The sequence below is a fragment of the Mucilaginibacter sp. genome (genome assembly GCF_039921305.1).
Classification (GTDB): domain Bacteria; phylum Bacteroidota; class Bacteroidia; order Sphingobacteriales; family Sphingobacteriaceae; genus Mucilaginibacter.
Map to the genome: position 1 here is coordinate 1 of NZ_JBDSCA010000002.1, position 14,337 is coordinate 14,337.

Annotated in this window: 13 protein-coding genes; 9 read left to right on the forward strand and 4 right to left on the reverse strand. The window is 39.3% G+C overall.

Annotated elements, in window-relative coordinates; all coding sequences use genetic code 11:
- Positions 1-1,215 (reverse strand): TIR domain-containing protein (locus ABIN91_RS00035; protein WP_348047113.1); only part of this gene is annotated, 1,215 nt, incomplete at its 3' end.
- A gap of 242 nt (positions 1,216-1,457) precedes the next feature.
- Between ABIN91_RS00035 and ABIN91_RS00040 the strand changes: the two genes are divergently transcribed.
- From ABIN91_RS00040 to ABIN91_RS00065, 6 genes are all read left to right on the forward strand, one after another.
- Entirely contained in the window at positions 1,458-3,326 is a 1,869-nt protein-coding gene (locus ABIN91_RS00040; protein ID WP_348047115.1) for a hypothetical protein, read from the forward strand.
- A gap of 5 nt (positions 3,327-3,331) precedes the next feature.
- Entirely contained in the window at positions 3,332-4,135 is an 804-nt protein-coding gene (locus tag ABIN91_RS00045; protein ID WP_348047117.1) for a DUF2971 domain-containing protein, read from the forward strand.
- A 94-nt stretch (positions 4,136-4,229) separates the two neighbouring features.
- Entirely contained in the window at positions 4,230-5,108 is an 879-nt protein-coding gene (locus ABIN91_RS00050; RefSeq protein WP_348047119.1) for a hypothetical protein, read from the forward strand.
- Entirely contained in the window at positions 5,077-6,015 is a 939-nt protein-coding gene (locus tag ABIN91_RS00055) for a hypothetical protein (protein ID WP_348047121.1), read from the forward strand. The genes ABIN91_RS00050 and ABIN91_RS00055 overlap by 32 nt, the downstream gene beginning before the upstream one ends.
- Positions 6,016-6,019: 4 nt before the next feature.
- Positions 6,020-7,225: a hypothetical protein gene (locus ABIN91_RS00060; RefSeq protein ID WP_348047123.1), complete on the forward strand. Its 1,206-nt coding sequence runs from the start codon at positions 6,020-6,022 to the stop codon at positions 7,223-7,225.
- 17 nt (positions 7,226-7,242) lie between these two features.
- On the forward strand, positions 7,243-8,193 hold the full coding sequence (locus ABIN91_RS00065; RefSeq protein WP_348047125.1) for a hypothetical protein: 951 nt from the start codon (positions 7,243-7,245) through the stop codon (positions 8,191-8,193).
- On the opposite strand, the gene ABIN91_RS00070 is transcribed toward ABIN91_RS00065, so the two are convergent.
- On the reverse strand, positions 8,173-9,813 hold the full coding sequence (locus ABIN91_RS00070) for a toll/interleukin-1 receptor domain-containing protein (RefSeq protein ID WP_348047127.1): 1,641 nt from the start codon (positions 9,811-9,813) through the stop codon (positions 8,173-8,175). The genes ABIN91_RS00065 and ABIN91_RS00070 overlap by 21 nt on opposite strands.
- Positions 9,814-10,264: 451 nt before the next feature.
- Between ABIN91_RS00070 and ABIN91_RS00075 the strand changes: the two genes are divergently transcribed.
- From ABIN91_RS00075 to ABIN91_RS00085, 3 genes are all read left to right on the forward strand, one after another.
- Positions 10,265-11,218, forward strand: a complete 954-nt coding sequence (locus ABIN91_RS00075) for an ATP-binding protein (RefSeq protein ID WP_348047129.1) — start codon at positions 10,265-10,267, stop codon at positions 11,216-11,218.
- Positions 11,219-11,635: 417 nt separating this feature from the next.
- Positions 11,636-12,343: a hypothetical protein gene (locus tag ABIN91_RS00080; protein ID WP_348047131.1), complete on the forward strand. Its 708-nt coding sequence runs from the start codon at positions 11,636-11,638 to the stop codon at positions 12,341-12,343.
- A gap of 716 nt (positions 12,344-13,059) precedes the next feature.
- Positions 13,060-13,356: an STAS-like domain-containing protein gene (locus tag ABIN91_RS00085; RefSeq protein ID WP_348047133.1), complete on the forward strand. Its 297-nt coding sequence runs from the start codon at positions 13,060-13,062 to the stop codon at positions 13,354-13,356.
- Between the two features lie 102 nt (positions 13,357-13,458).
- On the opposite strand, the gene ABIN91_RS00090 is transcribed toward ABIN91_RS00085, so the two are convergent.
- Positions 13,459-13,773 (reverse strand): hypothetical protein, encoded by a 315-nt coding sequence (locus tag ABIN91_RS00090; protein ID WP_348047135.1) that lies wholly within the window; start codon positions 13,771-13,773, stop codon positions 13,459-13,461.
- A 106-nt stretch (positions 13,774-13,879) separates the two neighbouring features.
- A complete protein-coding gene (locus tag ABIN91_RS00095) occupies positions 13,880-14,185 on the reverse strand; it encodes a hypothetical protein (protein ID WP_348047137.1) in 306 nt (101 codons plus the stop codon).
- Positions 14,186-14,337 lie beyond the last annotated feature (152 nt).

The window sequence follows — 14,337 nt, forward strand, 5'->3', positions numbered from 1 at the left end:
AGTAATCCTGTCTTGGTTAAACTCAGAAAAGTCGGTTGAATTAATTCTTTTTAGCTCTTCTATATTCTCCCAGTACTCGTCAGCTTTTTCAATTGGCCGAATTTGATTTTTCGCAACCGTAAATAGAAAATCATCAATATGGATCGGAAACAAGACACTTTCCCACGTTTCATTTTGTTTCCTGCGCCCCTCGCTTAATTCAAATTGACAAGCGGGACTTTTTATGGAATCCTTTGATGCGACGAATAATATTTTATCATGCGATTTTATACCGCTGGACATGATATTTTCCAGCAATTCGCCAGGGGGTGCATCTTTCATCCAAAAAAATGAACGAATACCTTTTGCCGTCAGTTCCTTGTGGAGACGTTCCGCAAATTTTTTGTCCTTAAAACTAAAGGATATAAATACATTTTTAAACTCCACTTTGCTCGTGATTTTGCTAATGACGTCTTTGATATTGGGGTCATTAATGTTAAAGTATTCTTTTAAAATATTGAAGTTTAAATCTTCGCTTTTAATAATAGTTTGTAAATCTACTGTGGCTTTACTTTCAAATTTCAGCTTTTCGGTTTTTTCAATAGTGTTTTCATTCAGGCGGCAATTGACAAAGGAGGTATCATACAGAATGGTATTTCGAAATATGCTACTTCTAAGATCAGTATTAGAAAAACCGCTACCATCAACAGTGCAATTTTCAAAACATAAATCAGGATACTCAAAGCCGGTAAAAACCTCGTTGTTATAATAGTTTAGAGATTGAAATTGAGAGGATTGAATATAGCAATTTGTGAACCATGCATTATCAATGCTGTAAAAATCAATCATGTGGAACATTTCAAAATTGCAATCATAAAAAAACACATTGAAAAATGTGCCTTCATCTAATTGTACGCTTTTAAAATGGCATTTATGGAACTCAAGCCCGGTCCATTCCTCTTCAAAATGTGAAAAACGAGAATTTATAAATGAGCATTTTTCAAACTTGCAGTCATTAAACAGGAAGAAAAAACCAAACACATTTTCAAAATGACAGTCAATGAATTTGCAGTTTTTAAATAAGGCGCCAAAGTTGCCGTTAAAGGTATATCCTTTAAATACCTTCTTGTAAATGATATGCGGCTGTACGTCATGTTCAGCATTATATCCCTGAAGCCTTTTGGGGAAATTTCCCTGCATATGTGCCATCAATTCTTTTGAACCGGTTATAATCATCTGGTATCTTAAATGGATAAATTTAAAAACTTAAACACATACATTTACCGGCCATTTTAACGAAGCATGGTACAGTTTTTGACCTTTCAACATTTTCCGGCGGCCTATTTTCTAAAACAGTGTCACAAAGGTAATTAGTTTATACAAGACGAGTCATAGGTGTAAAATAAGCCGGGAGCCAAAGCTGGCTTATTTTTATGATATTTGTATTTGCCGTTCCTGGCTTTGTCAATTTTTAATATATGCCCAAACCTAAAACTAAACCAGCATTTGATCTTAAAGCTGAATTGCTTGATCCCGATACTGTGCAGCATCACGAAGGTTTGGAAGTAGATTTTTTTGAAATTCAAGAACCCGATTTTTTAGCGAAGTTTGTCCACTTTGAGGCAATTAAATTCAGGCGCCTTGTGTTATTTGAAGGCACTAAACTGTCAAATGGCTTACTGTTTGAAGATTGTGAATTTAGCGAAGCAGCCGTTTTTAGAAATATAGTTGTCGATCAATACGATCAACTGATTACGCCTGATTCGGTAAGTATCGTATTTAAGGGATGTACCTTTAATGGTATTGTCGAGTTTTCAGGCAATCATACCAAATTAAACAGGAGTTTGGTCTTTGAAAATTGTGTTTTCTCCCGGGGATTGCATATTGATAGCATGACTATCGAGGTGGAGGGCCTTACACTGGAGAATTGCACGATTTATGAAAAACTGGATATATTTCGCTCAGCGATAACACAAACCATTTCTCTGGTTGGAAACAAGATCAACACTTACGCGAGGTTTGGAAATGTTGTTAGCAGCATGATTGCCTTTACCAAAGCTAATGTCATTACGGGTAGTTTGCACATGGACAGTTGCAAATTCACTCAGGGAATAATTTTTAATGATGGGACATTCAAAGAAGAAATTTATTTTTCTTTAAATGAAACGCGGGAGTCAGGCTTAACTATCATTGACTCAATATTTGAAAAAGCCTTCACCATAAATTACCATTCAGGCCAGATCAAACCAGGGGTGGGCATTTCTAAATATTACATCAGCAGCGCCAAATTCTTAAATGGTTTTTATGTATTTGGTGTGCAGGATATGTTTGCCGAACTACCGAGAATTATAATTATCAATTTGGATATCACTTCCATGTTATCCGGGAATATACTTTTTGACCATTTAGATGTAAGAACCCTTCAAATGGGCGGTTATAACATCAATGCAAAGATTACGCTTAAAAGTATGCAGGTCGGTCAGGTCAAGATCAAAGGGCTAATAAACGAAGGCGGACTCATCTTTTCAGGCTTTCGGGCATCTGTCAATGAATGGTATGAAGAAGATAATAATGCCGTAGTGCGAAATTCCGCCTTTTATTGTAATGATAGCAACTTTGGGAAGGCGCAGTTCTTTCAAACAAACTTCAGATCCTTTGACAATTTATCTTTTCATAACGTGATCCTGACAGATATTTCGATTTCACTAGTGAACTGGTTTAGCAAACAACAGTTAGAGGATGCGCATTTAATTAATCAGCGAAAGATTTTTACGGCGGAAAAGAAGACGAAGAATAAACTGAGAATCAGTAATGCAAGAAAAGCGCTGCTGGCATTGCTGAATTCAAAAAAGGAGATTTACCGCCAGTTAAAATTCGCTGCGCAAAAACAAGGTGATATCCCATTGTCCCATGAATTTCAGCGGTGGGAAATGGAGTATTATAAGGAAATCACCCGGTATGAGCAGCCGCGGAAATGGAGCGAGTTCCTGATAATGTATACTAGTAAGAGTAATAACTTTGGGCAAAGCTGGCTCCGGGCATTCGTGGGACTAATCGTATTTTCATTCCTGAGCTATATACCTATTGGACTTTTGACATCGCAACAGCTGGATTATACGAAGTTTGCCCGGTCTATGAATGACGTGTTTTTTAATTGCAGGATTGTTGCCTGGGATAATCTCAAAACCTGGCTAACTACTTTAAATCCTACGCATAGGCTGGCGGATATTGCTGCTGATATGGATAAGTTCTCGTCCTGGGTGTATTTCTGGGATTTAATTAGCCGGATCGTAGTAGCTTATTTTATTTTTCAGATGGTGAGCGCGTTCAGAAAATTTAGCAAATAATATTTATGGGAACAGCAGTCGATAGCCCTGATAAACTTACCCGGCAGGGTTGGTTCATGCAGGAGTTTTTGCCTGACGGGTTGCCGCAGAAATTTTATAAATTTTCTGCTATAAACCCCAATCTTCATATAAGTTTAAAAGACGGATATTTATGGCATTCCCGGCCTTCTACGTTTAACGATCCCTTTGATTGTTATAAGCATCTTTTAAAATTTGAACCTACCGAAAACGATGTCATAGAGTTTTGTACCCGGAATTATACCACCGGAGAAATACCATTGGAAAAACAGATCGCCTACCTGGTACAAAACCCTCATAAACTTGCAGACGCACAATGGAAATCTATGGACGATACGATTAACGGACAGGGTATTTGTTGTTTTACAGAGAATTTTCAAAACACCCTAATGTGGTCGCATTATGCCGCCAATCACAGTGGGCTATGCCTTGTTTTTAACCCCTACATGGATATTTCGCTTTTCGTGGTCAAGGTTCGTTACACGGATGACTTTGTTCCAAGAAATTATTACGAAAATAATCGTGTCGGGGCCTTAGTCATGCTGTCTACAAAATCAAATGACTGGGCTTATGAACAAGAATACAGAAGTATCAGTGCAACACCTGGTACCAACGCTTTTAAAAAGGAAATGCTTACGGAGGTTATATTCGGTTGTAAAACAACACAAGAAGAAATATTTGCCATAATGAACACGATCGAAAATGCCGGGTACAAAAATGTAGAATATACCAGGGCATTTACAGAGACGAATAGCTTTAAGCTGGGTTTCAAACCCTTGTTGCCATTTTAACAGCATTGTTTTATAATATAATCTCTGCTGCGCAAATAGGATGCGCAGTAACTATTTTAATTTGTGCCTGATAGGATTGAAAATTTGCAAATCAATGTTGGAAAACGAGATAAAACAAGCTTTAACGCGATACGATTTTCTGGTGGAATTGTTATATCATATTAATCACAAGACTGATGATGCCTTAAAAAATGACAACAGATGGTTTGCTTTTGCTCCAAAAATTGGTATCAAGTTTCTAAACCAGGCATTTACACTTAAAATATTATTCGCCGAAAAACAATTGGAGTTACCTGATAAAACTATTCAGTCTTTTGAAGACCTCTCGGCCATTTATTCAACAGTGAGAATGCAGTTTGAAACATACGCCTTATTTTATCATTTGTTTCTTCCCTGTAATAACATGGAAGAAAATATTCTGCGCTTTAGGTTATGGGAATTAGACGGACTAAGAAACAGGATAAAACTAAACACCAACAAAACGCCAAGCTTGTCGGCTAAAACACTGGAAGATCAAAATTATCAGCAAGTTGTTGAGCAAACGATCACAAATTTGCCTTACTTCTCAAACCTCGATAACAAAACACGGCAGTTTTTACTCGATAAAGCAGCTTGGCGCTTTACTACAGCAAGCTTACAGGAAAAGCCATTGAGGCAGGTATCTTACGACCAGTTAATCAAGCAGACGGGGATCAGTGAACAAATGTTTACCGATTTATATGCTTATCTATCTATGCACACCCATCCAAGTTATGTGGGAGTTGTGCAAAGTTTCAGTTCCACCACAGACGAAACAACTATAGGCCGGTATGTTGCCATTATGAACGCGTCTTTTGTGACGGCTTTTATGATCGAAGATCTGGCAAAAAGATTCGTGCAAGGGAAAGAACATTTAGACAGCTTGACACCGTTTGATATGTCCGTTTATACTTCTGTCCGCGATGGCGGCAGAAAAACCACAACTAAAATTTAATACGATGACTTATAATGAGCGACATTTCAGTCAAGAACTAAACTTGCAACTTAGCCATAAATTAGATTCTTTGATAGTTTGGCAAAACCACGCCCTTGATTTTCAGATTAAATATTTGGTTGCCGTCAATGGACAAACCCAATTGACGAATTGTTCAGCTTTCATTCAACTGCTCGCAAAAACCCGGTTTAACCTCGATGCTGCCAATAACCTACTTCGTCTGCTTTATGACGACTATCGGTTCAAAACAAGTGTTAATGTTATTTACAGAGCAATTGTCGATGACATTATCAATAGCTATTATCTTTTTGGAACAGTAGCATTGGCCGATCCTGAACAACATGCGTTGGGGAATGAACTGACCATCTTTCATAAGGAATTTATATTAAGCAGTATAAAAGGGATTAATTCGGAACGCGAATTTGAAAAATATATTGATGAATTGAACGAGGTTGAATCATCACCTGACATCGATGTAGAAGATGAATTTAAAAGGGCAAATGCTGATTTGTTTACAGCAGCTGGTGCATGGAAGAAAAACTCTGAGATAAGAGCAAACACCAGCCCTTATTTCATTGACCTGTTTAACCAGACTGATGGTAACGGCAAAGGCTTTATTAGCGAAGCTAAAAAACTGGAATTTATTAAAGCGCGGGGTGTGGTAACACACAGCAATATTGCCGCTATGTTTAAATACCTGTCCCAATTTCAACACTTTAGCCCAAAATCCCACGAGTTGCTTAATTCACATATTGAATATGACATTGTGATCTATCAACGTTGTCTTGGTGAACTGGTAATGTTACTCGATCAGTTATTTCAGGTTTTAGAATTGCAAGACAAAGCCGAACTACAATCCGAATGGAAAGCGCTGGCACCGCTTATTTTTAACAGTTTTAATGAATAGCAAGATGGATGCAGCAGCAGAAATAGATAAAATCAAAAGCGATTTTCTTGCATGGGATCATGCTTTGAACGGAGTATCTAATCTCCCGCTTGAAGAGGCCTATCTGCTAATGAAAAAATCGCTTAAGTATTTTCCGAACATGATATTTGAACAACCTGAATACCCTATGACCATTTACCGGGCGCGGATTATTTCAAAAGATAGTCAGGAGGACATTTCCAATCCTAAAACTTTTTCTTATCCCCCTAAAGAATTTGTAAAAAGTTACCAAAGAGCCAGTGTTCCGGGCTTTCCGGTGTTTTATGGTGCGATGGATGCTAAGACGGCGATGGAAGAATTAAAGACAAATTCTCTTGCGCCAATTAAAAAAGGCGATCAGTTTTATTTGTCGGAATGGCGGGTGAAAAATGGAGGGCCGTTAATTTATAATTGTTTAACATTTTCCGAAATAGTGGGTGATCAGTATCTTATTGGCCAAATGACAGAACGTGTAAATTTCGCGATCAAAACGATACTTGCTAAAGCAGGACCTGAGTTTCAGGAAGTACAGACTTTTGTATACAATCAGTTGAGTCAGCTGTTTTTAACTGGAAATTATCTGCAAAGCGGTCCGATTGCCTATAAAATACTTTATGATTGTCAGCCGGAAGAACGACCTAACGCGATCTTATATCCAAGCTGCTCAAACAATTACGAGTCAATTAATTGTGCTTTCCATCCAGATTTTGTGGATCAAAATATGACGATGGAGATTGTGCGGAAGTTGTCATTTGAAGAATTTACTGAACTGGAGGCTCATTCGCTTGCACATTTTTTTGGTAGCATTGAAAAAGGGAAAATAGCCTGGAAAAACCGAATTACGCAAATGCACGGAAAATACACGATGACACTGGATATGTCTTCAGAGTGGCCGGACGAGTTTATCGAAAAAGTTCCATTCTATGTCAGGAACGAGGAAATAGACTTAACTAAATTTTGTGAAAATCTGATTGATGAAATTGAATTTGAAAAGATCACTATCCCGCAAAAGTTTGAAGACCCGGCGCAACCGGACAAGCCATTGGAACTAGTGTTTACTTATCCGCTGGAGGATGAAAACTGCTATTTTGAAGATGCTGGCCAAATCAATATTGTAAAAAGCCTGACGCTGACCATTCCGGCAAATAGCGTAATCAACAGTGTTAAGGCAGAGCAGGTTATCAAGTCTTAACGCTTATATATCAAGGTATGATATTATTAATAGAATGCGAAATCGATACTGACACGCTGGCCGATGAGATGATTGACCAAAAGTTTCATCCTTATACAGTCAAGTTTTATCCGGACGAACGTCATCGCTTAAACCGTGTAACCATTGAGCGCCCTTTTGCTAATTATGAAAAATACATTCCGCGTATCAATCACGCTGATGGACAAATCAAAGAAATCGTACTGCCGGAAGGAAATTTTTTTCAGGAACAAATAGAATTGCTGCAATATTTGGAATCATTTGCTGCCCTTGATCTTGGATTCCGAAAGATTCATTACGAAAACCCTTGTATACACTGGATAGCCGAAAATGAAAAAGAACAGTCACAAATCGCTATTAACAGCTATAGTGCCAACCGGGACTATGCTGCTAATAATCGTCAGATGACCAAAGGATGGCTACAAAGCACAATTATCCATCGTAATATGGTTAAGCATTTAAAAGAGCCGCTGTCATTTTACAGACTCGGTGCTAATTTTTATTTTGAGCAATTATATATCATTTCCTTTCTCAATTTTTTTCTGGTGCTGGAAGGTTTATTCAGCGAGGGTAACACCAATAAAAATTTCATGATCGAGGCATTTATGCAAAGCCTTGAGATTGAATACGGTATTGCACAAACTTTTGAAATGCTTGATAAGCCGAATCAACAAGTTCATAAATCATGGTTTGAACAACAAGTATATCAAAATCAAGATATTAATGACGACCCCAAATTAAAACTGCTAAATGTACTTTATGACAAACGAGGTTTATTATCTCACTACTCCATGAATAGCTCCCGGAAACGATATGATTTTGAACAACAGCAATATCATTCTCTGGCGTTTTTAGCTATGAGTATATGTTACTTCTGCTCAATTAAAGTGCGCTTGGCCCCATTTAAGCAAAAAGAGGACGCTTTGGGTTCAACCGACGAACAAGTTTAGGGTCAATGGTTGTGCATCCATCCAATGTTTATTCGGTGGTTTTAAGAAAACCACATCTTTGAAATTAAACTTAGCTTCGGCATTCCCTTCCTCGGTATATACTGTCACAATGATTTCAGTATCTATTACTCGCTGTATATTGCCACGGTTTAGTTCAAATTGCCATTGCTTTCCCATTGTAGTTTGACCAGGAAAAACTTTGCGCGCAACGCTAACATCTAATAAAACCATGTCGCCCTCAATGGTATGATCCCGATAATCAGGCACTATAAACTTATTAATCTTTATTTGTCCACCGAATTCTGTCACCGGCTTTGAAGACACATTTTTGAATTCAATATTCATAACCAATTCTACATCTCTATACTGGTCACCAGTATAACCAGCGTTTCCGGTTGGCGTAACGCGCGGCGGTAATATTTCAATCGGCACCTTTATTCCAGCGGTTGTGAACGGCTGCGGCGCTATCGTTGATAGCTCTGGTTTTTTATCGCCCACTTCAACAAACTGATAACGCTGGTGGTCAAGTAGCTTTTCCAACAATCGTTTCTCCTCATCCGGTTGAGATAAGTCGACTATATCTCGTCCTTTCAATCCAATAGGAACAATATCATCACCCCTTCCTTCAAAACTGGCCAATATATATTTACGTTCGTTCGTTTTAATATCGTTGATCAGAATCTCGTATTCCTCGCCAACCCCGCCTTTGAAGGATTCCGCTTTCTGTTTGTAACCTTTCGACAGGATCACAATTACCTTCGGATGCAACAATAATGCCTCGTGCATCATCCGCACGAAATTGATAGCCGTCTTTTCCTGGCTGATCATTTTATCGATAGTGGCATTAAAGCCATTACTACGCAGGTGATTGGTTAGATCGACTACTTTTTGTTCGTGCTCGGGGGTATCCCAGCTATATGAAATAAATACTTCAGTCATAGTTACAGGTTGTGATTCTGGTTTATTGCTTTCTTTATTTTTAGCCTCGTTTAGATCGTCCAAAGTTACTATATTTCGATATTTAGCCGTCATTTGTTGGTTTGTCAATATTTCCCATTGTTTGGTATCATTGTTTGCTACCAGGTAAACATTATTATGGCTAAAACCCTTGCTTGCTTCTTCCGTTTCCGGGCTTTCTTTCTGGCATTGCTCATACAGCATTTCTAAAATTTGAAACATCCCGTCCATCATTTGCGAACCTTCTTCATCGGGAACATTCTCGCCAAATAACACGGTGACCGTTAACCGTTCGTGTATCCTTGCTTTAATCGAAACAGAGAGCGATTGATCATAAGTTTTGGATAGTTTATGGATAGACTGAGTAGCGGCCATAAGCCTGATTTTTATGGCCTTGTTCTTGGCTAGAAATTTTTTGAGCTGAACTTTGGCATGTGCGTAAGCATCCTTACCGGCTTCATCTAAAAAAGATTGGAAGAACGGTTTTAATAAATAGGCGACCACCAGCGTAGGAATTGTCCATTCAATTGCGGCCATTAGCCCCATATCTTCGGCAACAATTTTCTTGACCTTGAAATCTTCGCGGTCTACTTCTTTGACAAAATCATCGACCCATTCTGCGGGTACTCGTTCCGTTGCTGATATTACGATTGCTTCTTCCAAGATCAAATAATTAGAGAAGCCAAATTTATGAAATTCGTCGCTGCACATGCTTTATTGTGTTGGAAATTTAGTTTGATAGAAGTGTCGGTCGTTTCCCGGTTACCACCGGGACCGGGCTATCCGCTGTATCTGCTACGCAGGATGTCGCTCCTATCCCTAATCGGTTGCAAGACCTTTTTAAGGTTGGGCCTGTGCGCCATGCCGGTTCAGTCATTCACGCAGCTAAAGCTTGCATTCATTCCTTCACCCGCCTGTCACCCGCGCAGCAAGCGCATAGCTGGCGGACACCCTGCGCACGTCCCGAAATGCCACAGTACGCTACGCTTAACCCGGGCATTTCTGCGCTTACCGCCAGCTATGGCCTTGCTCTTGTCCCTATCTTTAAACAAAATTCCAATCCCAATCAGTAACTTTAATAATCATTACACATCGACAAAAGCAATCTGACCTTATGCTATACGATCTTAATTATCTCCACCAATTAATTGCCAATGGCGTTGAAGAAAATCCGGAATTAGAGTTTAAGGCCGCAGCGGCATTGCAGCGCGATGATAAAAAAGTAATGGAAATTACAAAAGACGCTTCTGCGTTTGCTAACTCTAACGGTGGTATATTGATTTACGGGATTGCGGAAGATCACTCAAATAAACACCTGCCGGGTAAAATCGACCCAATAGATCGAATGGATATTACCAAAGAATGGCTGGAGCAGATACTCAACGCTAAAATTAGACCCCGTATACATGGCCTGAAAATTAACGTCATCACCATCACCGGTGATAAGGTGGTTTATATACTGGAAGTACCCAAAGGAGAAACCGCGCATCAGGCAGACGATAAGAAATATTACCGCCGTCATAATTTTATGGTCGAGCCACTTTTCGATCATGAAATCAGGGATATCATGGGCAGGCAAAAAAATCCTCGAATTAACGTTAATTTTGAAATTTTCAGAAAGGGTAGCTTTAAACCGGGGACAGCTTTCACAGCAGCAGAGCGCGGATATGAGCAAAACGGTTACTGGTTGAATATCTACGCTGAGAATGTCGGTAATATTTATGCCAAATATGTAAATATCGTTTTAACGATACCGAAATGTTGCATTAAGGGTAATGATTATGATCAACGCAACAAAAACACCGAAGGAATAAAAGCCGACAATACTGTGCGGGACTTAGTTGCACCCAATGCTGACTGGCATTATCAAGGTGCCATAGCACAGCCAAAACACTACGGTCCTGCGAGATATGAGCCGGTTTTGCCTGGGACGCGGGTATTACTTACGGCCATACCAATTAATGATTTTTCGACTGATATGGGTAATCATATTACATGGACAATTTATGCAGATAATGCTTTGCCTGAATCCGGGGAAATTGAGTTTTGCAATATGAAGCGTGTGTAATTTATTATCATTAAACGGTATTCTCTTCAGGCTTTCAACCACAAACCATCGAGGCGTACCTATCGGTACACCTCGATGCCCTTCGGGTGCTCGTTCCGAATTACTTCGGAAAGGCAGTTTGTCGTTTCAAGCCTGCGAATGGGGCGGAATAGTTGATCTTTCGCTTTGCTACAGACCAGCTATTCCTATAGGCGAACTTATAATCTTGTATCACAAAAGAGCGCCCGGACAATCCGGTATCAGGCGCTACCCTAACAAAAGATCAACCGCAGGGCCTACAAGATAAATCAAACGGTAACAGGTTAACCTACTTAAAAAGACAGGGTAATTTTTTCGGTTGTTTAGGGTGGAATAAATTAAAGATTGAGGCCGTATAATAGTTTGATATGTAATTAAGATAAGATAGCTTTGATAAATATGAACACTGTCGAAACCGTTAAATCGTCTGTTATCAAACTGTATGAGCTTTATGAAAAGAAGTGGATTGTAAAAGCATTGATCCAAAGTATTACTGTTAAAGACCTACCCATAGGTGCTGCCGGAGATACGATATTAAGCAGCTATGTAACTAACTTAAAAGCCGAAAGGCTCCGCACTTTTTTTGATCAACTGGATAATGGGGATATAGAGTTAACCGAAGAATTAATTGCTAATGATGATTATTTACATGCCTACTTTGCAACCGTAAATTATGTGCTTCAAAATAGAAGCAAACTGAAAATAAAAGCATTCGCCGATATTTTAAAATCCCTGTATAGAGATGACATAAACATTGATGAATTTGAAGATTACGGACAGATTTTTGATGAGTTAACCGAACGAGAGTTTATCATACTATCTGTAAAATATGAATTTGAAAAACATGCCGCAACCGTTCAGGATAATCTCAACCCATTACAGCGAACCAGCAGCTATTGGGAAGATTTTAAAAGCGAGGTGAAAGCAAAATTAAATGTAGAGGGCGAAGACTTAAATGCTATGTTACTTCGGTTACAGCGCACGGGCTGTTATAAGAAGCACCAGGGTTATTGGGATGAATCGCATGAAGAGGTCGGGGATACTACCGCTATACTGCAAACAATTATCAATGTTATTAAATATAAGGAGCCGGAGCCAGGTGTTTAAGCAGCGTGTTAATTGAGTGGTAATTCTTCTATTCCAATAAAATTACTGAAGTCAATTTCTGTTTTTAAAAAGCGCTTTACTTTGTTTTCCTTTATGGACTGCCCATCCTTTACCCACCTGATATTCCAATCGGATTTAGCCGGAAATATTATTGGTTTGGCCAACTTTCTGCTACCGTTTTCAAATTTTGGATGCCATTTCCAGGCGGGTAACGTCCTGTCGGCCAAATAGGGTTCGACCGACCATAGTTCCGGGTTAAATGGCGGCTTGGTATCTGCTCAATAATATCCGAATAAGCAGGAGATAAGGCTCACGATCTGTGATAACGGAAATGGCATCCACCATTCGCTGACTACTCATCCGGATAGCAAATACCAACAGGTATCGGAAGCTGAAGCACTGGATCTCTGTATACAACGCGGTGTCACGAATGGTGAAGGACTGGGATTTGGATTATTTGCAACTTCGCAATTTATTTTAAAGAACGGCGATCATTACCTGCTGGCCACGCATGGAAATTATGAAATACAGGAAGGTGATTTTTATAAAGGAACTTTAGTGTCCCTGCGGATCAATATGGATATTCCGGTTGATTACAAGGACACTATGCCCGCTCATCATACCTTGCCTGACGATTATGACTTTTTCATTGACAAGTATTTCGGCGAGGATAATGAACCTTGCTAAGGTTTTTTTGTATTTTTGTATAAATTAAAATGATGCGCATCGAGTTTTTACATATCGGCAAACAGCTTTCCACCAGGGTGGCAGGCGCAGCTATGCGTAAACAGATCATCGAAGGGATCGAAAAAAACGAGAAGATCGTTTTCGATTTTTCAGGTGTTGAGATCGTTTCTAATTCCTTTGCGGACGAATGTTTTGCCAAGCTGATGATTCATTTCGACCTGCCGGTGGTAAAGGAACATACCACCTTTCAAAATGCCTCTCCTTTTATAAAAGCCGTGATAGCCAATTCCTTTAAAGAAAGATTGCAGGCTATACATGCCCACTAACCAAATTCAGCAAACCGGCATTGATAAGACTATTAAACCCGGTATTATCAATTTAAAGATTTGCTGCTTTAGGAACCCATATTCCCTATTCACTACCAATATTTAATAGTCGCTTTTAACCTGTAATTTTTGATAATCATAAGCATTGGCGCTGTCGAGCACAGCCAGCTCATCATAATATTTGTTAGCGAGTTCCATGTAATACAGGTGCTTTTTTTTTCGTTCCGCTGCCTGCTGGTCCGTGAAGCGCCAGAGATCTACCGGCGCGTACCTGCTGTTCAATTCCCTGCAAATCTCAGCTCTCAACACTTTCAGATAAAGGCTTTTCATTTTCAGGCTGTCTGCGCGGTCCGTCATCGCTTTAGCGGTCCGCAAATTATTGGTCGCCTTTGTGCTGCCCAAGTCTGGGTTGGCCATAAGGCTATTAAAGCGCAGATAAAGTAATGCCCGAAAAAACAGGCTTGTAGTATCTTTGGGATGTGTTTGGAGGTTATGATCAAGACTGTCAGTAAAAACCCTGTATTTATTTTCTTTGGGAGCCAACAAACCCCGCATACTTACAAATTCGTCCTTCTTCTAAAAAGAAGTCGCCCTTTTCAGTGAACTGTATAGTTGCTGCACGTTCATTTTTAAACCAAGTCAAAAAACCGATGGGCATTTCACCCAGTAAAATAATCGCTATCTCTTTTCTACCAAGAGAATACTCAATGCTATTCCAGTTACAATAGAGACCTGCAAACCGCTTTTCTTGATCCTCAATTAGCAACCAGTTTTTTATCTCATTAAGTTGATCAACATTCGGCTCAAACGATACTATAGCATTACTCATATCCGTTAGAGATAGAGCATAAAAAATAAGCGGCCAATTCTAATTTTGGCCGCTTATTTCCAACTTCAAAAATTGCACGAATTATCCTCTAAACCCGCTGCATTGTGCAAATCAGCCATAAAAGAGTTCGAGTTTTGTAGTCTAAGGACCAC